The organism is Vibrio fluvialis (genome assembly GCF_900460245.1).
Classification (GTDB): Bacteria; Pseudomonadota; Gammaproteobacteria; order Enterobacterales; family Vibrionaceae; genus Vibrio; species Vibrio fluvialis.
Map to the genome: position 1 here is coordinate 1,257,414 of NZ_UHIP01000002.1, position 20,782 is coordinate 1,278,195.

18 protein-coding genes are annotated in these 20,782 nt (G+C 50.4%); 6 read left to right on the forward strand and 12 right to left on the reverse strand.

Annotated elements, in window-relative coordinates:
* Window positions 1-39: 39 nt before the first annotated feature.
* Entirely contained in the window at window positions 40-1,800 is a 1,761-nt protein-coding gene (locus DYA43_RS20835; protein WP_061055569.1) for a methyl-accepting chemotaxis protein, read from the reverse strand.
* A 140-nt stretch (window positions 1,801-1,940) separates the two neighbouring features.
* On the opposite strand from DYA43_RS20835, the gene DYA43_RS20840 reads away from it, so the two are divergent.
* Window positions 1,941-2,534 carry a beta-phosphoglucomutase family hydrolase gene (locus tag DYA43_RS20840; protein ID WP_061055570.1) on the forward strand — a complete coding sequence of 198 codons (594 nt, stop codon included), beginning with the start codon at window positions 1,941-1,943 and terminating at the stop codon, window positions 2,532-2,534.
* Window positions 2,535-2,597: 63 nt separating this feature from the next.
* Here the strand turns inward: DYA43_RS20840 and bamJ are convergent, their stop codons facing one another.
* Together bamJ and DYA43_RS20850 are read right to left on the reverse strand one after the other, a co-directional pair.
* Window positions 2,598-3,071, reverse strand: a complete 474-nt coding sequence (gene bamJ / locus DYA43_RS20845; RefSeq protein WP_024375634.1) for a BamJ family beta-barrel-assembly machinery protein — start codon at window positions 3,069-3,071, stop codon at window positions 2,598-2,600.
* A 15-nt stretch (window positions 3,072-3,086) separates the two neighbouring features.
* Window positions 3,087-3,713 (reverse strand): thiol:disulfide interchange protein DsbA/DsbL, encoded by a 627-nt coding sequence (locus tag DYA43_RS20850; protein WP_061055571.1) that lies wholly within the window; start codon window positions 3,711-3,713, stop codon window positions 3,087-3,089.
* A gap of 152 nt (window positions 3,714-3,865) precedes the next feature.
* Here DYA43_RS20850 and DYA43_RS20855 point away from each other — a divergent pair, with 152 nt between their 5' ends.
* Both DYA43_RS20855 and DYA43_RS20860 read left to right on the forward strand, forming a co-directional pair.
* The gene (locus DYA43_RS20855; RefSeq protein ID WP_024375611.1) at window positions 3,866-4,480 is read left to right on the forward strand and encodes an OmpA family protein; all 615 of its coding nucleotides are present in this window, start codon (window positions 3,866-3,868) and stop codon (window positions 4,478-4,480) included.
* A gap of 200 nt (window positions 4,481-4,680) precedes the next feature.
* The gene (locus tag DYA43_RS20860; RefSeq protein WP_061055572.1) at window positions 4,681-6,243 is read left to right on the forward strand and encodes a methyl-accepting chemotaxis protein; all 1,563 of its coding nucleotides are present in this window, start codon (window positions 4,681-4,683) and stop codon (window positions 6,241-6,243) included.
* Between the two features lie 63 nt (window positions 6,244-6,306).
* Here the strand turns inward: DYA43_RS20860 and tkt are convergent, their stop codons facing one another.
* Both tkt and tal read right to left on the reverse strand, forming a co-directional pair.
* Entirely contained in the window at window positions 6,307-8,298 is a 1,992-nt protein-coding gene (gene tkt / locus DYA43_RS20865) for a transketolase (RefSeq protein WP_061055573.1), read from the reverse strand.
* Between the two features lie 106 nt (window positions 8,299-8,404).
* Window positions 8,405-9,355, reverse strand: a complete 951-nt coding sequence (gene tal / locus DYA43_RS20870) for a transaldolase (RefSeq protein ID WP_020328698.1) — start codon at window positions 9,353-9,355, stop codon at window positions 8,405-8,407.
* A gap of 452 nt (window positions 9,356-9,807) precedes the next feature.
* Here tal and DYA43_RS20875 point away from each other — a divergent pair, with 452 nt between their 5' ends.
* Window positions 9,808-10,797 carry a sugar-binding transcriptional regulator gene (locus DYA43_RS20875; protein WP_020328697.1) on the forward strand — a complete coding sequence of 330 codons (990 nt, stop codon included), beginning with the start codon at window positions 9,808-9,810 and terminating at the stop codon, window positions 10,795-10,797.
* Window positions 10,798-10,868: 71 nt separating this feature from the next.
* Here DYA43_RS20875 and DYA43_RS20880 read toward each other — a convergent pair whose 3' ends face one another.
* From DYA43_RS20880 to moeA, 3 genes are all read right to left on the reverse strand, one after another.
* Window positions 10,869-11,699, reverse strand: coding sequence for a sulfurtransferase (locus DYA43_RS20880; protein WP_061055574.1), 831 nt, complete (start codon window positions 11,697-11,699; stop codon window positions 10,869-10,871).
* Window positions 11,700-11,791: 92 nt separating this feature from the next.
* Window positions 11,792-12,544: a molybdopterin-synthase adenylyltransferase MoeB gene (moeB, locus tag DYA43_RS20885; protein WP_020328695.1), complete on the reverse strand. Its 753-nt coding sequence runs from the start codon at window positions 12,542-12,544 to the stop codon at window positions 11,792-11,794.
* Window positions 12,545-12,552: 8 nt separating this feature from the next.
* A complete protein-coding gene (gene moeA / locus DYA43_RS20890) occupies window positions 12,553-13,788 on the reverse strand; it encodes a molybdopterin molybdotransferase MoeA (protein ID WP_061055575.1) in 1,236 nt (411 codons plus the stop codon).
* Between the two features lie 150 nt (window positions 13,789-13,938).
* Here moeA and folE point away from each other — a divergent pair, with 150 nt between their 5' ends.
* Window positions 13,939-14,592, forward strand: coding sequence for a GTP cyclohydrolase I FolE (gene folE, locus DYA43_RS20895; RefSeq protein ID WP_020328693.1), 654 nt, complete (start codon window positions 13,939-13,941; stop codon window positions 14,590-14,592).
* Window positions 14,593-14,670: 78 nt separating this feature from the next.
* Here the strand turns inward: folE and eat are convergent, their stop codons facing one another.
* The 3 genes from eat to DYA43_RS20910 are packed head-to-tail and all read right to left on the reverse strand — an operon-like array spanning window position 14,671 to window position 18,338.
* Window positions 14,671-16,065, reverse strand: a complete 1,395-nt coding sequence (gene eat, locus DYA43_RS20900) for an ethanolamine permease (protein WP_020328692.1) — start codon at window positions 16,063-16,065, stop codon at window positions 14,671-14,673.
* Window positions 16,066-16,095: 30 nt separating this feature from the next.
* The gene (gene eutC / locus DYA43_RS20905; protein WP_061055576.1) at window positions 16,096-16,938 is read right to left on the reverse strand and encodes an ethanolamine ammonia-lyase subunit EutC; all 843 of its coding nucleotides are present in this window, start codon (window positions 16,936-16,938) and stop codon (window positions 16,096-16,098) included.
* Window positions 16,935-18,338, reverse strand: a complete 1,404-nt coding sequence (locus DYA43_RS20910; RefSeq protein WP_061055577.1) for an ethanolamine ammonia-lyase subunit EutB — start codon at window positions 18,336-18,338, stop codon at window positions 16,935-16,937. The genes eutC and DYA43_RS20910 overlap by 4 nt, the downstream gene beginning before the upstream one ends.
* A 441-nt stretch (window positions 18,339-18,779) precedes the next feature.
* Between DYA43_RS20910 and DYA43_RS20915 the strand changes: the two genes are divergently transcribed.
* On the forward strand, window positions 18,780-19,613 hold the full coding sequence (locus DYA43_RS20915; protein WP_061055578.1) for a helix-turn-helix domain-containing protein: 834 nt from the start codon (window positions 18,780-18,782) through the stop codon (window positions 19,611-19,613).
* Here the strand turns inward: DYA43_RS20915 and msrB are convergent.
* Window positions 19,606-20,736, reverse strand: coding sequence for a peptide-methionine (R)-S-oxide reductase MsrB (msrB, locus tag DYA43_RS20920; RefSeq protein WP_061055579.1), 1,131 nt, complete (start codon window positions 20,734-20,736; stop codon window positions 19,606-19,608). The genes DYA43_RS20915 and msrB overlap by 8 nt on opposite strands.
* Between the last annotated feature and the right edge of the window lie 46 nt (window positions 20,737-20,782).

Sequence of the window (20,782 nt, forward strand, 5' to 3'; positions counted from 1 at the left end):
GTTAATCCGGGCTTTTTTGTGCGCGCTATCAAGCTGACATTAGCGAGTCTGAAACTCAGATACCGCTTCATCCATTTGCCGGGCTTGTTGTGAAACACTGTCGACCTCTGACAACACTTCCTGAGCAGAATGCATGTTGTTTTCAGAGATAGTATTGAGCTCTGCAATCGAACCGCTCACCTGATTCATCACAATCCCTTGTTCCTCAATGGCTGACGCTATACGTTCGGAGTTGGCCTGAATCGTCGACATGTCAGTGATGATCTGGCGCAGGCTCTCGTCAAGTTGGTGCGAAGCGTGCAGCGTTTCCTGGCCCTGCGAATTGCACTGGTCGATGTCGCTGATCACCAAACTCATTTGTGCCTGAATCGCAGAGACCACTTTCGTGATCTCCTCGGTCGATTGATGAGTGCGTGTCGCCAGGGAACGAACTTCGTCCGCCACTACCGCAAATCCTCGGCCTTGTTCGCCGGCTCGTGCCGCTTCGATGGCCGCATTCAGTGCCAGTAAGTTCGTCTGTTCAGCGATGCTTTGAATGATGGTGACCGCACCGCCGATTTTTTCGACGTGATCATTGAGTGAAGCAATCGATTGTTGGCTTGATTGCAGAGTAGTAGAAAGCTGGTCAATATTCTTCAACGTCGACTCGACAACGCTGCGTCCATTCTCTGCATTTCTTACCGCCTGCTGAACACCTTCTACCGCCACATTGGTGCTTTCTGAAATCTCGCCAATGGTGGCAACCATTTCTTGCACTGACGTGGCCATCATGGTGGTGTGATCGGCTTGAACATGGAACTGGTTAATCACTTCCTCAAGCTCGTTATGCATGCTGGTCGTACTGCTGGTCAGCTGATGTGACTTAGCTTGTGACCCCGAGATCAAGTGTTCGAACTTATCCAACAGTTGGTTGAAGTAGGTGCCAATAGAAGTGAGTTCATCGCGCCCTTGTAAATCGGTTCTTAGTCCAACGTTGTTAGTGCTGGCAATGTTCTGCATGACTTGCAGCAGTCTTTGCACCTGAAGGTTGATCGAGCGTGAAATCTGCCAGATGAAACCGAGGATCACAATCACGACGATGACAGTCACAATCTGCTTAATCACATCCAGTTCACTGCGCATTTTGCTGACTTCAGCCGTCAGCGTTTCCGAGAAGGTTTTAAACTGCTCTTCAACGTTATGTGACAAGCTGCGAGTATTGCCAAGGTAACCTTCGTTATAGGCTAGGCCGATCAACTTTTCCTGCTCGATGACCCCTCGGGCGGCTTGTACCAGAGCGGAATATTGAGAAAGCACTGGCATGTCGAGCATTTTGCCTGCTTTCACCGCTTCATCAAAGTTGGCCAGAGCCAGCAGCGTTTCGGCATCCGCCCCATTTTCAGCTTGTGCCAGCAGGGCATGATATTTCGCCAACAACGCATCACCGTCGCTTAATCCCAGCACCTGATAAGCGCCGACCAATTGCTCAAAACCTTGTTTATACTTCAGCAGATCCGCTTTTAATGCTGCAGAAGACGCCAGATTGTGATTGGTTAAGATGGTTGACAGCTGGCTTTCCATAGAAAGGAACAGCTCGCTGTTTTGTTTGAAGGTGTCCAGGTATTTGGCGTCTTTGCGTAGCAAAAAGTCTTTTTCATTCCGGCGCAGATTGAGAAGGCGAATTTCTAACTTCTCTACCAAACCGATTGCGGACGACAGCTCGTTGGTTTGACGAGCAAAGTGTGTTGTGGTGATCACCAATGAGATAATGCCCATTACGGCGATAAAACCAAGCAAGTATAGCTTCTGTTTAATATTCATATGTAGACCAATGAATGAGATATATTGATAAATGTAATTATTATGTGTGAAGTTTAGATGGCAATTGCATCGCCAGCAATAAACAATAGAATGGGTTTGTAAGACTGATTCCATCATTAGCACAGTCATATGGAGTTTTTATGAACTTAGAGCGCTATAAAGGGCTGATTTTCGATATGGATGGCACATTGATTGATACCATGCCTGCGCATATCGAAGCTTGGCGTGCAACCGCAAAATTTTACGACTTTCCGTTTGAAGCCACTTGGCTGAATAGTTTGGGCGGTATGCCGAGTTTTAAAATTGTCGGCGAGATTAACCAGAAATTTGGCATCGATTTGATTCCGCAAGATGTGGCTGAATACAAAATGAAAGCCTTCGCTGCAATGGATGAGAAAAGTGACCTGATTCCAGATACTTTTGCGGTTTTTCAGCGCTTTCTGGGCAGTAAAAAACTGGCCATCGGAACCGGTAGTCAACGTCAGAGTGCCGAGAAATTGCTAACACGCGTTGGCGTGCTGGATAAGCTGGATGCGGTGGTGACGGCCACTGACGTTGATAACCACAAGCCACATCCTGAAACATTTCTGCGTGCGTGTGAGCTGATTGGTTTAACGCCGAATGATTGTGTGGTGTTTGAAGATACCGAGCTGGGTAAGCAAGCAGCGCATGCCGGTGGAATGGATTGCATCATGGTCACCGAAGAGGGATTAAAGTTTTTCCCGCTGCCATAACGATATCGTCAATGAAAAAGAGCTGCCAAAGCAGCTCTTTTTTTATCCTCATTCAGTGCAAATTTACTGAATTTCCAGCAGTTCTACTTCAAAAATCAGGGTAGCTGACGGTGGAATCGGACCCGCGCCATTTTTGCCGTAACCGAGGTTCGAAGGAATATAGAGGCGAACTTTCTCACCAACGGTCATCAGTTGCACACCTTCTTGCCAACCTTTGATTACTTGATTCAAACCAAATACGATAGGCTCGTTGCGTTGGTATGAACTGTCAAACACGGTGCCATCCAGCAGGCGTCCTTCGTAATGAACTTTTACCCGGCTGTTTGCTTTTGGATGTTCAGTTCCGGTGCCTGGTTCTAAAACTTCATACTGCAGACCACTCTCTGTGGTTTGAATGTCAGGTTTCTTTGCGTTCTCGATCATGAACGCTTGTCCTTCTGCGATGTTTTGCTCTGCCGCTTTATGATTATTCCAGGTGCGGTAAATGAAGAGAGCTGCCAGCACAAAGACAACAATGGGTAACACAATTTTATACATGGTCGGAACACTCAATTAAGGTTGGGTTAGTAGATAGGAGATGGTTTTGCCAATGCCTTCGGCATTTTCATGACCTGCTGTCAGTACCATATATTTGCCATTGACGACAAAGGTAGGTACAGAGTTGATCTGGCCTTTTTGCGAAATTTCGTCAGCGGTTTTCATCAGAACAAACAACTGTTTCTGCTGCGCTTCATCAAATTCGTACGGGCTTATCAGGTTACGGTCTTGGAAAGCTTTATCGATAGCATTTTTCTGATCGGTCAGTGTGCTGCCTTCAGCCATTTGCACGGCGGCGAACAACTCTTGCATCATGTCATAGTCGGGATTGTGGCCCAACTGCATCACCGCACTGTAGAAGAACATCGCGCCAATCTGCGCGCCTTGGTTAAACGTCACATGGACGCGACCAAACTGCTGCCCCACCATTTTTTCCAATTCAGGGATCACATCTTCCATGCTGCGGCAGTGGCCACAGGTCAGGGAGAAGACTTCCGTAACGGGAGCGAGGCGGTAAGTGGCCAGGTTAACTGGCAGAGCCTGATATTGAACGCCTTCTTTGGGAGTCGAGTTGTCACTACAGCCAGCCAGAACCAACAACGCAGCCATAATGCCAAGAGTGTGTTTAATGAACTTTTTCATTGAAAACCAAGAGTTGAATACGAATACCCTGATTTTAGCGGGTTCAAATTGTGAGGCAAACAGAGAAAAAGGGTTTTGTTACCAATTCGCCATAAAGTTTTCGCTCATCTGCCGATAACTAGAGAGTAGTTTGAAGAATGGATGATGGTTACATGAGAATTATCGCGCTTTCCGTATTATTGCTGTTGACCGGTTGTGGTTCCATGTCTCCGATGCAGATGATGGGCAACAACATGCTCGATACTGCGCCGAAGGGTGATTTCGACGTGATTTACCCGGACTGGGGCAATACGCCTGCGCCAGTGGCTGCTGGTGTTCATGGTCCGATGGGGCAAACCAGAACCTCAAGTTACGATTCGTTACAGCGTTTCCTGCTGGACAACGGGATCGACTATGAAGTGATGCCAGGCAATCATGTGATGGTAAAACTGAAAAACACCGTCAAATTTGATACGGGGTCTTCAAACGTCTCTCAAGATTCAGCTTACTGGTTGAATGTGATGGGCAGTTTTCTGTCACGCGAGCACGGCATTGATGTCGTGATTGACGGACACACTGACAATACAGGCAAGCCTAAATTTAATGATTCGCTGTCGGTCAAACGTGCCCAGATGGTGAAAAACACCCTGATCCAGAAGAATGTATCACGCGATGCGATTTATACCCGTGGGTATGGCGAATATGTCCCGGCATGCACCAACCGCACGACAGCGGGCAGAGCCTGTAACCGCCGTGTTGAACTGCTGTTTATTGTGTCAAACAACTGAACAAAGCCGTACCGAATTTTCAAACCTAATCTGCTTTCAATCACATCCCAGCCTCGGTTGGGATGTTTTTTATCCATATAACCCTAAAGGATATTGATGGCACTCACGGTTATGATGTTTTATCGGTACATTGTATGGAAACACAAGGGGGATTTATGTATACAATCACTCCCAAAATTTATAACAACTATTAAGAAAATATGTCAGCCACTCAATCATCTATGCAACAAGAAGTTCCTGTTGGCGAGCACGATCAACTGGTTTCAACCACGGATCTTAAAGGTGTCATTACATACTGCAACGAGACGTTTTGTCGTGTTGCAGGGTTTCAGGAACACGAACTTCTTGGACAGAATCACAATATTGTCCGTCATGTCGATATGCCGAAAGCGGCGTTTGCTGACATGTGGAAACACCTCAAACAAGGCCACGCTTGGCGCGGCATCGTAAAAAACCGAACCAAAACCAATGGTCACTACTGGGTAGACGCGTATGTCACGCCTATCTATGAAGACGGTAAAATGTGCGGTTATCAATCGGTACGAGTCAAAGCGCAGCGTCAATGGGTAGACATAGCAACTAAAGCGTATAAAGCGCTGCGTGATTCCGAGCAGAAAGGCCGTCAGTTTTCTCTGAGTATTTCCGCATCAGTTCGCTATGCAATTCTGCTGGGCTCTCTTGCAGCCCCAGCAGCGGCGCATTTCCTGTCGCTTAGCGGAAATATGCAGCTATTGGCGAGCTTATTGCCTGCCGCTTCATTGGCTTTGTTGTTCCGTCAGGAACTGATTGATACACCAAAACATTTAGGGCAGTTGCAGTCACAATATGACAGTATCAGTCGCTTGATCTATTCGGGTAACAGCGCGTTTTCCGTTGCGGACTACCACCTGAAAATGGCTTCGGCACGTATTCGTACAGTTCTCGGTCGTATGGTGGATTCAGCGCGACCGCTGCGTGAGATGTCGGCAAAACTCAATGAGACCAGCGCAGAAGTGGTACAGGCGCTCAAACAACAGAATCAGGATATTCGCAGTGTGATGCAGGCAACCGATGCGGTGGAAGCGGCTGCCGATTCAGTCTCGAGCAACACACAGGCAGCGTATGAACTGATCGACAAAGCGAAATCGCAATGCCTGAAAACCAAGCAAAGCATTGATCAAACGCACCACAATCTTGAAGCACTGTGCGATCAAGCGGAACGTGCAACCAGCACTACCTATGCGCTAAATGATCAGGCGCAGCATGTCAGCCAGATGATGGAAGAGATTGGTGGCATCGCCGACCAAACCAATCTGTTAGCGCTCAACGCCGCAATTGAGGCTGCGCGAGCGGGCGAACAGGGGCGTGGTTTTGCGGTGGTAGCCGATGAGGTTCGTGCACTGTCCGGCCGTACTCAGAAAGCTACGCATCAGATTCAGGCCAGCATTGATAAGATGCTGAGTACGATTGAATCGTGGCAAAGTGAAATCATCGATAGCCAACAGCAGACGCAGGCGTGCGGTGAAGTCGCTCAGGAAAGTGCGACTCGTTTATACGAAGTAGAACAACTGCTGCTGGATATGCACAACATCGTTGGCGACATGGCTAAATCGGCAACAGCGCAACGTGAACTGACCAGTGAAGTGAACCAACATGTCCATTCGATTGCCTCAATGGCCACTCAGAATCTGGCTGCTACCAATATGGTTGAAGAATACAGTAGAGACATGAACGCGCGAGTGGATGATTTCAGGCAGCTTGCCAAGCGGTTTGAAGAAAAATAATGATAAAAAAGCCCCGCTCATTGAGCGGGGCTTTTTACTTGGCGTTCAGCTTAAGAAACGTGCTTATGCCAGCAGTTCTTTGGCTGTGTTCACCACGTTTTCAGTGGTGAAGCCGAACAGTTTGAACAGCTCGCCGGCTGGTGCGGATTCACCGAAAGTGGTCATGCCGATGATACGACCGCCAAAGCCAACGTACTTGTACCAGAAGTCTGCAATGCCGGCTTCGATAGCGATACGAGCGGTCACGTCTGCTGGCAGTACCGATTCACGGTATGCGGCGTCTTGTTTATCGAATGCATCGGTAGATGGCATCGACACTACGCGCACTTGCTTGCCTTCAGCAGTCAGTTGCGTTGCCGCTTCCACAGCCAGCTCAACTTCAGAGCCGGTGGCAATCAGGATAAGCTCAGGTTTGCCTGCACAATCTTTCAGGATGTAACCGCCTTTAGCGATGTTGGCCAGTTGCTCTGCATCACGCGGTTGTTGAGCCAGATTCTGACGCGAGAAGATCAGCGCGGTTGGCGCGTCTTTACGCTCGATAGCCAGTTTCCAAGCCACCGCCGATTCTACCTGGTCACATGGACGCCATGTGTTCATGTTTGGAGTCAGGCGCAGAGAAGCCATTTGCTCAACCGGTTGGTGAGTTGGACCATCTTCACCCAGACCAATCGAGTCGTGCGTGTAGACCTGGATGTTCTGAATCTTCATCAGCGCGGCCATGCGCATCGCGTTACGCGCGTATTCCATGAACATCAGGAAGGTCGCGCCGTAAGGCACGAAACCACCGTGTAGCGCGATACCGTTCATGATGGCAGTCATACCAAATTCACGTACACCGTAGTGGATGTAGTTGCCTGAGAAATCGCTCGCTTCCAGAGACTTCGAGCCAGACCACATGGTCAGGTTAGAAGGTGCCAGGTCCGCTGAGCCGCCCATGAATTCTGGCAGCAGTTTACCAAATGCTTCCAGCGCGTTTTGCGATGCTTTACGTGACGCAATGTTCGCTGGGTTCGCTTGCAGTTCTGCGATGATGGCGCTGGTGGCTTCTTCCCAGTTGGCTGGCAGTTCACCGGCTACGCGGCGTTTGTATTCTGCAGCTTCTGCTGGGTAAGCGGCTGCGTATGCGGCAAATTTCTCATCCCATGCGGCTTCTTTGGCTGCGCCTGCTTCTTTGGCATCCCACTCAGCGTAGATGTCTGCCGGGATTTCAAATGGTGCGTATTCCCAACCCAGGAATTCACGCGCAGCTTTGATTTCGTCAGCGCCCAGAGGAGCACCGTGACAATCGTGTGAGCCGGCTTTGTTTGGCGAGCCGAAACCGATGATGGTTTTGGTGCAGATCAGTGTTGGACGAGGATCGGCTTTTGCCGCTTCAATCGCTGCGTTGATCGCGTCTGAATCGTGACCATCAACCGCTGGAATTACATGCCAGCCGTAAGCTTCAAAGCGTTTTGGAGTGTCGTCTGAGAACCAACCTTCCACGTGACCGTCGATCGAGATGCCGTTGTCATCCCAGAAAGCGATCAGTTTGCCGAGGCCCAAAGTACCCGCCAGTGAACACGCTTCGTGCGAAATGCCTTCCATCAGACAGCCATCGCCCAGGAACACGTAAGTGAGGTGGTCAACAATATCGTGGCCCGGTTTATTGAATTGTGCTGCCAGTGCTTTTTCTGCAATCGCCATACCTACTGCGTTGGTGACACCTTGGCCCAGAGGACCAGTGGTGGTCTCGATGCCAGGTGCGTAACCGTACTCAGGGTGGCCTGGGGTTTTTGAGTGCAGTTGACGGAAGTTTTTCAGATCGTCAATCGACAGCTCGTAACCGCTCAGGTGCAGCAGAGAGTAAATCAGCATTGAGCCGTGGCCGTTGGACAGCACGAAACGGTCGCGGTCTGCCCAGTTCGGGTTTTGTGGGTTGTGGTTCAAGTGACTGCGCCAAAGCACTTCAGCGATGTCAGCCATACCCATCGGTGCGCCCGGGTGGCCAGAGTTAGCTTTTTGTACACCATCCATGCTCAGTGCACGGATTGCGTTAGCCAGTTGTTTGCGGTTCATAATAGATTCCGTAATCGTTAGGATTTAAAAGTTATAGTCGAAACTAAAAGGGGAAGCGGGCGCTCCCCTTGAATTTGATTTCCCTCGGCGAGGAGTTGTCGAGCGATTAAAGTTTCGCTTCGATCATCGTTTCCAGTTTGCCCTGGTCTACTGCGAAGTTACGGATACCTTCAGCCAGTTTTTCTACCGCCATTGCATCCAAGTTGTGTTCCCACAGGAACTCAGAATGAGTCATCGCTGCTGGACGTTCTTGAGTACCGTTAGAATCAACCAGTTTCTCAACCACTTCGCCTTCAGCCGCTTCCAGTTCAGCCAGCAGAGATGGTGCGATAGTCAGGCGGTCACAGCCAGCCAGTTCCAGAATCTCGCCGATGTTACGGAAGCTTGCGCCCATCACCACAGTTTTGTAACCGTGCTGTTTGTAATAGTTGTAGATTTTAGATACTGACAATACGCCTGGATCTTCTTGTGCTTCGAAGTCACGACCTTCTTTTGCTTTGTACCAGTCCATGATGCGGCCAACGAATGGTGAAATCAGGAACACGCCAGCTTCAGCACAAGCACGAGCTTGCGCGAAAGAGAACAGCAGAGTCAGGTTACAGTTGATGCCTTCTTTCTCCAGCACTTCTGCCGCGCGGATGCCTTCCCAAGTTGACGCCAGTTTGATCAGAATGCGGTCGTTTGAGATGCCTGCATCGTTGTACATTTTGATCAGTTTGCGAGCTTTAACGATGCTGCCTTCAGTGTCGTAAGACAGACGTGCATCAACTTCAGTCGAGATACGGCCTGGGATAGTTTTCAGGATTTCTTTACCGATGTTTACCGCCAGCATGTCACACGCTTCTTGAACTTGTTCTGCTTTATCGCTGGTCTGTGATTTCGCGTATTCGATCGCTTGATCGATCAGTGGGGCATATTCTGCAATTTGAGCGGCTTTAAGAATTAGAGAAGGGTTCGTTGTTGCATCTTCTGGCTGGTATTTTTTGATTGCATCAATTTCACCAGTGTCAGCCACAACAGTTGTAAGTTTACGTAGTTGCTCTAATTTGTTGCTCATTTCGATCGTCCTATTCTTTGGGCTAGGCCAGCGATTCGCTGGGCATTGGCATGCAGGTTAGTTAAGCGAATTGTCATGCAATGACAAGCCTGCTTATGACTAACACAATGTTTTTCAGCGACCGAGCAACTGTAGTGAACATTTGCTCGTTCGTTGAGTAAATGATGTACCCATATTTATCTTATCTATGCTGAAAGTCAATCGTGATTTACCCTTTATGCCGACTTTTACTCACTAATTTGATTCGACGTCAGCCGAGACAAATAAAGAAACGTTTGCCTAAGTCATGCCTAGCGTTGCAAAGTAAAAATGCCGTCAAAATATGAGGTGAGAAAATGTCATCCAAGTGAGCAAATGTTGCATTCAATTGGCGCTATAACATATGCTACGTCAATGAGCAGATGCTCAGTATTGGATACCATGCTGAGTAACGTAATGATTGAGAGCGTAACATGAGCGGTTCTAACCAAGATATCTCGGTGGAAAGCACCGATTTGCTGACGGAGATTTCCGTTGCCTACTATCAGGATGGGGCAACTCAAGAAGAAATTTCCAAGAAGTTTGCCATTTCGCGTGCCAAAGTGGGCCGAATGCTGAAACAGGCGCGTGATGAAGGCATTGTCGAGATCACCGTGAAATACCACCCGGTGTTCAGTGCCAAGATTGAGCAACGTTTGATCGAACGCTTTGGGGTGAAACGAGCGCTGGTGGCGCTTGACCAACCGAACGAAGAGTTGCAGCGCCAACAAGTATCGGGATTGGTGTCGAATTATCTCTCCAGCACTCTGAAGAACGGCATGGTGGTCAGTGTCGGTCAGGGGCGCAACGTGTCATCGGTAGCGCATCATGTCGGCGTGATTACGCCGCGTGACTGTAAGTTCGTTTGCAGTATTGGCGGCATTCACCCACGTGGCGGTATGTTTAACGCCGACCACATTTGCCGTCAGATGGCGAAGAAATACGGTGGAACATCAGAAACCCTGTATGCGCCGGCGTATGCCGAAAACCGCGCGCAGAAACTGGCCTTCATGCAAAACGCCACCGTCAAGCAAACGCTCGATCTGGCGCGCAAAGCAGACATCGCGTTGGTCGGTATCGGCGACATGAGTGAAAACAGCTACATGGTCGATTTGGGCTGGTTTACGCCGGATGAAGTGGTGCAGTCGCGTCTGCAGCAAGGCGTGGTCGGTGATTTCGCAGGGTACGACTTCTTTAATGTGCATGGCGAAATTGCCAACACCGTGATGAGTGACCGCGTGATTGGTTTGGGTATTGAAGAGTTTCGCCGTATTGCCGAAGTGATCGCGATTGCCGCAGAAAACAGTAAGCCGCTCGCACTGCTCGGTGCGCTGCGCACTGGCGCAATCGATGTGATTGCGACCAGCGTTACCAACGCGCTGACGGTGCTTAACTTAGATGAACAGATGCGAGATGCTCAGTAGCGTGCTGGTATATTGGTCGCGAAATAAAATTAAAAAGGCCACTTAACGTGGCCTTTTTACCGATTGAGAAGTTACTTCTCAATCGGTAAGTCGTGGCGCTGACCCCATTCCGTCCAAGAACCATCATAGACCGCTAGATTCTGGTAGCCGCAGAGGGTGGCAGCGAGTAATACGATACAGGCGGTAACGCCGGAGCCACAACTGAACAGATACTCATCGGCTGGGCGAATGAGCGCTTGTTGCAAAATCGGTCTAAGCTCCGTCGGTGATTTCATTTTATGGCCGTTCATCAGCTCAGCAAAGGGCAGGCAGCAGGAGCCGGGAATATGGCCGCTGCGCACACCCGCGCGTGGTTCAGCAACTTGCGCCAGGAAACGGGCTTTGGAGCGCGCATCAACGGTCAGGCTGCTGTCGTCATTGATTTTATTTAACACGTAATTTGCATCGACAAAGAAACGCGGGTCGAGCGTACCGGCAAAGTTACCGGGCGCGTATGAATTATCGTAACTTTGGGTGACAGTGTAACCTTGGGCTTTCCATTCAGTCAGCCCGCCATCGAGAATGTAGACGTCATTGCGCCCAAATGCTTTAAACATCCACCACGCACGAGGCGATGCAAACGTGCCGCTGTTGTCGTACACCACCAAAATGGAATCTTGATTGAGTCCCAGTTGCTGCGCCAGTTCATTAAAGCGTGCTTCAGTGGGCATCATGTGGGGAAGGTCGCATTCGGTGTCGCAAAACACGCTGTCATAATCGAAACGGCGGGCGCCGGGAATCTTATTGACTTTGTCTTTTTCGGTTTCGCTCGGAATTTGAAAATCAATGCTGGCGTCGAGCACGACTAAGCGCGGATCGTTTTGTTTTTCTGCGAGCCAAGCTGGGGTTACTAATGGCGACATTCCACTTCATCCTGTGTTGGGGGTATTGAGCTACGTTACTCAATTCTGGCTAAGAATCCAAATAAAAACAGGCGCTTCATTGCGCCTGTGGATTAGGAGTGGCACACCGGACAGGTGGGCAGCTTCATCAGTTTCATTTCACGCCAAGACATGCTCATGGCATCTAACATCAGAATTTTACCGCGAATCGGTGTGCCGTAATTGGCCAATACTTTGATCGCTTCCATCGCTTGCACGGCGCCAATGATGCCAACCACGGGCGCCATGACGCCAGCTTCCACGCAGCTTAATGCGGCGTTGCCAAACAGGGCGCTCAGGCATTGGTAACACGGTTCGTCTTCGCTTTGGTAAGTAAACACGCTCACTTGGCCTTCCATACGAATCGCCGCGCCGGAAACCAGTGGGGTTTTGGTTTTAAAGCACAAGCGATTCAACTGATTACGCGTATCGACGTTATCTGAGGCATCCAAAACTAATGAATGTTGTTCAATCAGGGCTTCCAGTTCGTTGTCGCTCAGGCGCTTGGCGACGGTTTCAATGGCAATGTGCGGGTTGAGTTCTTGCAGCGATTGGGCCGCTGATGCCACTTTAAGCTCGCCGATATTGGCATCATGGTGCAATACCTGGCGCTGTAGGTTAGAGAGCTCCACGGTATCATCGTCAATCAGCGTGATCTTTCCCACACCCGCTGTGGCCAGATATTGGCTGGACGCACAGCCCAAACCGCCTGCACCGAGGATCAATACGGCACTCTGTTTCAGCGCTTCCTGACCATCAAAATCAAACTGTTTGAGAATGATTTGACGGTTGTAACGCAGCATTTCTGAGTCGCTGAGAATATCCACACGAACTCCTAGTATAAGGTTGCGTTAAATAGCTGAATGTTGACGGTTTCGCCAGCTTCGACTCGGCCGCGCTCGCGTTCGAGCACCACAAAACAGTTCGCCAAGCTCATCGAGCGGAATGCGCCGGAGCTTTGGTTTCCAGTGGTTTCAACTACGAACTGACCGTTTTCGATGCGGTAAATGCCGCGTTGGTAATCGGTGCGTCCCGGGACTTTTTTGAAGGTGGTGCGGGTGATGGCCGGAATTGACTCAGGTGCTGTCCATTCAGTGTGGCCAGACAGTTTTGCCAGCATTGGTTGCACCAGAACGTACATAGTCAGAACCGCGGAGACCGGGTTACCCGGCAGGCCGCAGAACCAAGCGTTTTCCAGTTCGCCAAATGCGAACGGTTTACCCGGTTTAATCGCCAGTTTCCAGAAACCGATTTGACCCAATTGTTCCAGAATATCTTTGGTATAGTCCGCTTCGCCCACGCTCACGCCGCCAGAGGTGACCACCACATCCGCCAGTCTTTGGGCTTTCTCAAACGTGGCTTTTAACGTCTCTGGGCAGTCAGGAATGATGCCAAGGTCAATCGCTTCGCAGCCGAAGTTTTCAATCAGCGGCTTAATTCCGTAACGGTTGCTGTCGTATATCTGGCCTGCATCCAGCGGTTGACCCAGTGGTTTCAATTCGTCACCGGTTGAGAAAAATGCCACTTTCGGCTTGCGATAAACGGTTACATTAGCCACGCCAAGTGTGGCGATCATCGGAATGTCACGGGGCGTGAGACGCGCGCCTTTACTCAACACCACATCGCCTTGGTGAATGTCATCACCGGTCGGGCGAATGTTGTCGTTCGGTTTGACGTCGGTGTGGCTGAATGTGACGCCTTGCTCCGACACCGTGGCCTGTTCTTGCATGATCACTGCATCGCAACCGTCCGGGATCTTTGCACCGGTCATAATGCGCACACAACTCATGGCAGGCCATTCACCGTCAAAGGGTTGGCCGGCAAACGATTTGCCTGCGACCGGTAGTGGCGTCGCGGTCGCAAGTTCGGCACGGCGCACGGCATAGCCATCCATCGCGGAGTTATCAAACGGCGGCACGTTAATCGGGGAGAGAATATCTTCAGCAAGGACAAAACCGAGTGCGTCGGCAAGGGGAAGAGTCAGTGTGGTTTGAATCGGAGTGATGCGCGAGAGCATTTTATCCAGCGCGTCTTCAATTGGCATTAAGCCAGGAGCGTCACAACAGCCCATGATGAAATCCTATGGTCTTCATTTTTGAGAAGTACTTTAGCATACAAAGCCCGGTGGCAATAATGTCCACCAATAAAATATGGGTGTAATTATTAAAAAATCCGAGTATCCTTGTCAGCCATCCGAAAGGGTTAAATACGAGGTAAGGTAATGTCAGGTCTGAGCGAATCCGCGAAGTTAGTAAAAGATGCGCTGGAACGTCGTGGTTTGGAAACGCCAATGCAACCAAACACGATCAGTCGAGATGAGAAAAAAGAACGAATTGAACACCACATGCGTGAAATTCTGACTCTCCTAGGACTGGACCTCACTGACGATAGCCTTGAAGAAACCCCGCACCGAATCTCTAAGATGTATGTTGATGAGATCTTCTCGGGTCTGGATTACCAAAACTTCCCGAAAATCACGGTCATCGAAAACAAAATGAACGTCAGTGAAATGGTGCGTGTCAAAGATATTACCGTGACCAGTACCTGTGAGCATCACTTGGTGACCATCGATGGAAAAGCGGCGGTGGCATATATTCCGCGTGGCAAGATTATCGGCCTGTCGAAAATTAACCGCATTGTGCGCTTTTTTGCGCAGCGCCCACAGGTGCAAGAACGTATGACGCAACAAATTCTGGTTGCGCTGCAAACCCTGTTGGAATCAGAAGACGTGGCAGTCACCATCGATGCAACTCACTACTGCGTGAAATCACGTGGTGTGATGGATGCAACCAGCGAAACCACAACCACGGCGCTAGGTGGTATTTTTAAGTCCAACCCCGCCACCCGCGCTGAATTTCTGCACGGTTTGCGCTAACTACACGAATATTCAATGAAAAAGGACATCCGAGGATGTCCTTTTTTTGTCTCTGAAATTCAGGGAGACGGTGTTCTGTCACGCTTCACTGGCTTGTGGCATCAGCAGCATTTCATTGCCTTCCTGCATCGAGCTTTCATCGTGTGTGGCTTTAAAGTAGATGAAACCAAGGGCAAACAGACCAACAAAGATCAGTGTCAGCAGGAAGTTATAATACACCATCGCAACCAGAGCAAGTACCGCCAGACCCAGAGCAAGCGCCGGAGCAAATGGGTAGAGCGGGGCGCGGAACGGACGTTCCAGCGCTGGCTCCGTGCGACGCAGTTTGAACAGCGCCAACATGGATACGATGTACATCACGATGGCCCCAAACACAGCCATGGTGACGATATTTGCAGTCAGTGGTTGTCCGCCAATGACAATCAGGTTGTCAGAGAAGATAGCTGCGATACCCACCACGCCGCCCGCCAGAATCGCCCAATGCGGCGTTTGATAACGTTGGTTTACAGCGGCGAGTGATTTTGGCAGGAAGCCTGCGCGCGCTAAAGCGAAAATCTGACGTGAATACCCCATGATGATGCCGTGGAATGACGCAATAAGGCCAAACAAACCCAGCCACACCAGCATGTGTAACCAGCCACTCGATTCACCAACAATCATTTTCATGGCTTGCGGCAGTGGGTCGTTGATATTAGACAGTTCACGCCAGTCGCCGGCGCCACCCGCAAAGAACATGACACCAACAGCCAATACTACCAACGTTAAAATGCCGGCGATAAACGCCACCGGAATGGTGCGTTTCGGATCTTTCGCTTCTTCTGCAGCCATCGACGCGCCTTCAATGGCGAGGAAGAACCAGATGGCAAAAGGAATCGCAGCAAAGATGCCGGAAATGGCTTCTCCAGAGAATACATCGCTGCCAGCCCAACCGTTCGCGGCAAAGTTTGCCATCGAGAAACCGGGCGAGACCACGCCCATAAAGACCAGCAGTTCGACGATAGCAAGAATGGTGACCAAAAGTTCGAACGTCGCGGCAATGCTTACCCCAACAAGGTTGAGCCCCATGAAGATGACATAAGCAACCACGGCAACCAATTTCGGGTCGAGCGTCGGAAACTGAACATTGAGATAAGCCCCGATGGCCATGGCGATGGCGGGTGGCGCAAACACAAACTCAACCAAGGTGGCGAAACCCGCGACATAGCCACCTAACGGGCCAAAGGCGCGATACGCATAAGCGAACGGACCGCCCGCATGGGGAATCGACGTCGACAGCTCGGTAAAGCTGAAAATGAACGCGGTGTACATAGTGGCAATGATCAGCGTGGTGATCAAAAAGCCGAGTGTTCCGGCCTGTGCCCAACCGTAACTCCAGCCGAAGTATTCGCCCGAAATGACCAGCCCGACGGCAATGCCCCATAAGTGAAATTTTCCAAGGGTCCGTTTCAGACCCGGTTTGCTGCTATTTTCCATAATAACGATCCTCAGTAATGTCCTTAAAATCTATTCAGTGGTTAACGAAAATTGGTTTGCTTGAATCGGTTGATTCAACTGCGCGTCGTCAGAGCGATCTTTCAGTCCGACGCCAGTGAGTTTGAGCCGACGTGACTCCGCCAGCAGATAGAAGCATTTCATCGCGGCCGCTTCATAAGGCAGCCCCTGTGGGCGCACGTTGGAAATACAGTTGCGCAATGAATCTTCGGTGCCGCGCTGTGGATGCCAGGTCAGATACAGCCCCAAGCTATCGGGGGAACTTAATCCCGGGCGTTCGCCCACCAGTACCAGCACCTCGCGTGCGTTGATCGCTTCACCCACGTCATCACCGACCGCAACTCGGCCCTGATGCACGATGCTCAATGGCGCGATACGCCAATCATGTCGTTGGTCGGCATGGAGCTGCGTGATTAAGGCGTCGATAAAGGGAGCCGCATGATGACTGATTGCGTAAGACGACAAACCATCGGCAATGATAATCGCCAGATCGTACGGGCTTGGCGTGCTATCGCTGTGCTGCTTCAAACGTTCTATCGAGGCATCATCGAGCTTGCGGCCCAAATCGGGCCGTTGCAGATACGTGAGGCGATCACTGGCTTGGCTATGTAGCGAAAACGCAGGAAGATAGGGCGCAATGGCTGATTTTTGCGCCAAGGCGTCAACCAGCTCCGCTTCGTCGAGCGGCACATGCACCGCATCCATCGCTTGAGCGTGCGAGAGCTGAAAACGCAATAGCTCTTGCGTCGGAATGCTGGTACCCACACGGCCAATACCGATGCGCGCCTGCGTAAACTGGCGCAGCTTGTGCCATGGATCCTCATGGATCAACGAGGAAGTCAGCGTCTTACTCATACGGCCTCCTGAATCAATCGTAAGGGATGGCTAAAGTGCAGCGATAAATCGTCGGCGAGTTGCTTGCGTTCATCCTGATCGAAGATTTCCATTTTCTTCAACCAGGCTTCAAATTCTGGAGCAGGGCGGGAACCCAACACTTGGCGGGCGTAGAGCGCGTCATGAAACGAGGTGGTCTGGTAGTTGAGCATGATGTCATCGGAGCCCGGAATGCCCATGATGAATGAGCACTCGGCGACGCCGAGCAGCGTCAGCAGATTGTCCATGTCGTTTTGGTCGGCGTAAGCGTGGTTGGTATAGCAGATGTCACATCCCATCGGCAGGCCAAGCAGTTTGCCGCAGAAGTGATCTTCTAGCCCGGCACGAGTTATCTGCTTGCCGTCAAACAGATATTCCGGGCCGATGAAGCCTACCACGGTGTTGACCAGTAATGGTTTGAACTTGCGCGCGAGCGCATAGGCGCGCACTTCGCAGGTCTGTTGGTCGACGTTGTGATGGCCGTTGGCCGACAGCGCGCTGCCTTGGCCCGTTTCAAAATACATAACATTGTTGCCGACCGTGCCGCGATTGAGGCTCAGAGCGGCATCATAGGCTTCGGCAATCACATTCAGGTTGATACCAAACCCTTGATTAGTGGCTTCGGTTCCGCCGATGGATTGAAACACCAAATCGACCGGCGCGCCTTTCTCGATCGCTTCGACCGTGTTCGTCACATGGGTCAGGACGCACGATTGGGTCGGGATGTCGTAATACTGAATCACTTCATCCATCAGCTTCATGAGCTTAATCGCCTGGCTTACGCTGTCGGTGGCGGGGTTGATGCCAATCACGGCATCGCCGTTGCCGTACATCAGGCCATCAAAAATCGATGCCGCAATGCCGCTCATATCGTCGGTCGGGTGATTGGGTTGCAAACGGGTCGATAAACGGCCGGGCAGACCGATGGTGTTACGAAATGCGGTGGTCACTTGACACTTCTTCGCCACCAGAATCAAATCCTGATTGCGCATGATTTTGCTGACTGCCGCGGCCATCTCGGGCGTGATGCCAGAGCAAACCCGCGCCAATTCAATATGGGTGGTGGTTTCTTGCAGCAGCCAGTTACGAAAATCGCCGACAGTGAGATGCGCGATTTCCAAGAATGCGCGGGCATCATGATCATCGATGATCAGACGGGTAATTTCGTCGTCCTCATACGGAATCAAGGTGTCGTTGAGGAAGGTTTTGAGTGGCAGATCCGCCAATATCATCTGCGCGATAACGCGCTCTTCCGCCGATGTGGCGGCCACCCCCGCCAATTGGTCGCCGGAGCGCAGCGGTGACGCCTTCGCCATCACTTCTTTCAAAGAAGCAAACTGGTAGGTCTGACTGCCTAATTGATATCGGTAGCGTGAACTCATTATGTCTCTCTATATTTACCGTTGTGCGGTGGGGTTTGTTCAGGGCTGTGCGGCCTGAACATTGCAATTTGCCTTGGTATACCTGTTGCAAACATGATTGTGAAAACAGTGCGAAAACTGTTCCGCGAGCATGACGGAAATAGGCAAAGTTAAATAAGCCAATAAAAACAGTAAGATAAAAGAAATTGTGCGTAATGCTGGTGCAAGAGGGTGAAAATGAATTTGGTTCAATTGCTTCATGAAGGGAATTCATGCGCACCAACGAGGTGCAAACAGTACAGTTTTGATGTCAACCAGCAGGCACAAAGCCTAAGTGCTTGGGAACAAAAGTATAATCAACATGGTGCAGGGCAATTTAATGGGTATCTGGATGAAATAAAGTTGCCCGGTTTGCACCTGTTTGAGGAGTACACCAGTCACGCCGTCCATCAGGAGTGTTGCGTGAATCCCAATGCCGTTTGGATTGGTTTTTCGATGGATACTCACCGGCCCAAAGTAAATGGTCTGCAAGCTGAGACGCATCAATTGATGATTCGTCCGGCGCAAGAATCATTTGAATTGGCCACACCACAGGATTTTCATATTTTTGGCATTGTGATCGACCGTGATCTGCTGTTGAACGGAATGCAATTTGGCAGTCAGGGACAATGGGAAAATGCCCAGTGGGAAACGGCAGCATTGGTTGAAAACAGTCTACCGCAACACGGTTGCTGGTCGCTGGTGGCTTTGATTCGTGACGCGCTGAGCCCGCGGTCGATACTCGGACAGAAGCTGATTGAAGAGAGTGCCGCACAAGCGCATTTGCATGCCATGTTGCGAGCAGCGGTAATTGATCGTCTGAGTGCGTTTCAAGTGTCGACTGAACGTGAACCGCGCAGTTACCATACTCGGCGTCAGGCGTTGCGGCGCTTGTATCAATACATTGATCAGAATGGGGATTATCCGTTAAGTATTAGCGATATGTGCGCGATTGCTTGTGTCAGCCAACGCACGTTGCAGAACTGTTTTGAGCAAGAGCTTGGAGTGAGCCCGGCGACGTTTTTGCGTGAGTGCCGTTTGAATGCGGTGCGACGCGTACTACTGGATCAATCGCAGCAGCGGGCAATCTGCGACGTTGCACTTGGCTTTGGTTTCTATCATCTCGGCACGTTCAACCATTATTACAAGCTGTTATTTGGTGAAACGCCCAGTCAGACGCGTGACCGGGCGCTTAGGTATCAACATGCCGCGGTGGTGCAACAGTTCGTCACCACATCGCGTTCAGCATTCATTTAAACAGTGTCAGGTATTCACCATAACCTTGTGCCTGCATCTCCGCTTTAGGTACAAATCGCATCGCAGCGGAGTTCATACAGTAGCGTAAACCTGTCGGCGCAGGGCCGTCATTAAATACATGACCCAAGTGGGATTGACCAAAGCGGCTGCGCACTTCGGTGCGGGTGTAAAACAGCGTGTTATCGTCTTTGGTCACGATATACGCCGGGTTAATCGGCTTGGTAAAACTTGGCCAGCCAGTGCCGGATTTGTATTTGTCGGTGGACGAGAACAGCGGTTCGCCTGAGACAACATCAACATAGATACCTTCTGCTTTATTATCCCAATACTCGTTTTTAAACGCGTGCTCGGTGCCTTCTTCTTGCGTGACGTAGTACTGTAGCTCAGTCAGTTTGGCGCGAATCTCTTTATCCGAAGGGCGGGTGTAGGCCTTCACACTGCTGATGCCTTTTCTCTCATCGATGATTTGGCGCAGTGTTTTTGGGTGTTCAATGCGGTCTTTACCAAAGATCTCATCTAAGTACTGATCGCGGCCAGAGGCGTAGCGATAGTATTTGTAACGCAGTGAGCTCTTTTTGTAGAAATCCTGATGGTACTCTTCAGCCGGCCAGAACTTCTGAAAGGCGATCAGTTCGGTTTTGAGCGGTTTTCTGAAGATTCCGGACTCGTCGATCTCTTTCATAAAGCGCTCGGCTATCTGCTTTTGCTGGGCGTTATGATAAAAAATCGCCGGACGATATTGGTTACCACGATCGACAAACGAGCCTTGGTCATCGGTGGGATCGATATGGCGGAAGAAATGGTCCAATACCTGTTCATAGCTGACTTTATCGGCGTCATACGTGACCTGCACCGACTCGATGTGACCCGTAGAACCTGAAGAGACCTGCTTGTAAGTCGGATTGTCGACATTGCCACCGGAATAACCAGAGACAACGGTAATCACACCATCGAGTTTTTCCAGATCAGATTCAGTACACCAAAAGCAGCCACCAGCCAGTGTTGCGATTTCTTCATGACTGGCGTGTTTACTGGTGGCAGAAGTTTCTGCCTGTGAGAAAAACGATACAGAGAGTGGTACGGAGACCAGTAAGGCAAACAAAAATAACGTAATACGTTTCATGGCGGTTCTTACTCGTTTTGTTGAACGGATATACGAAAAGAACGGC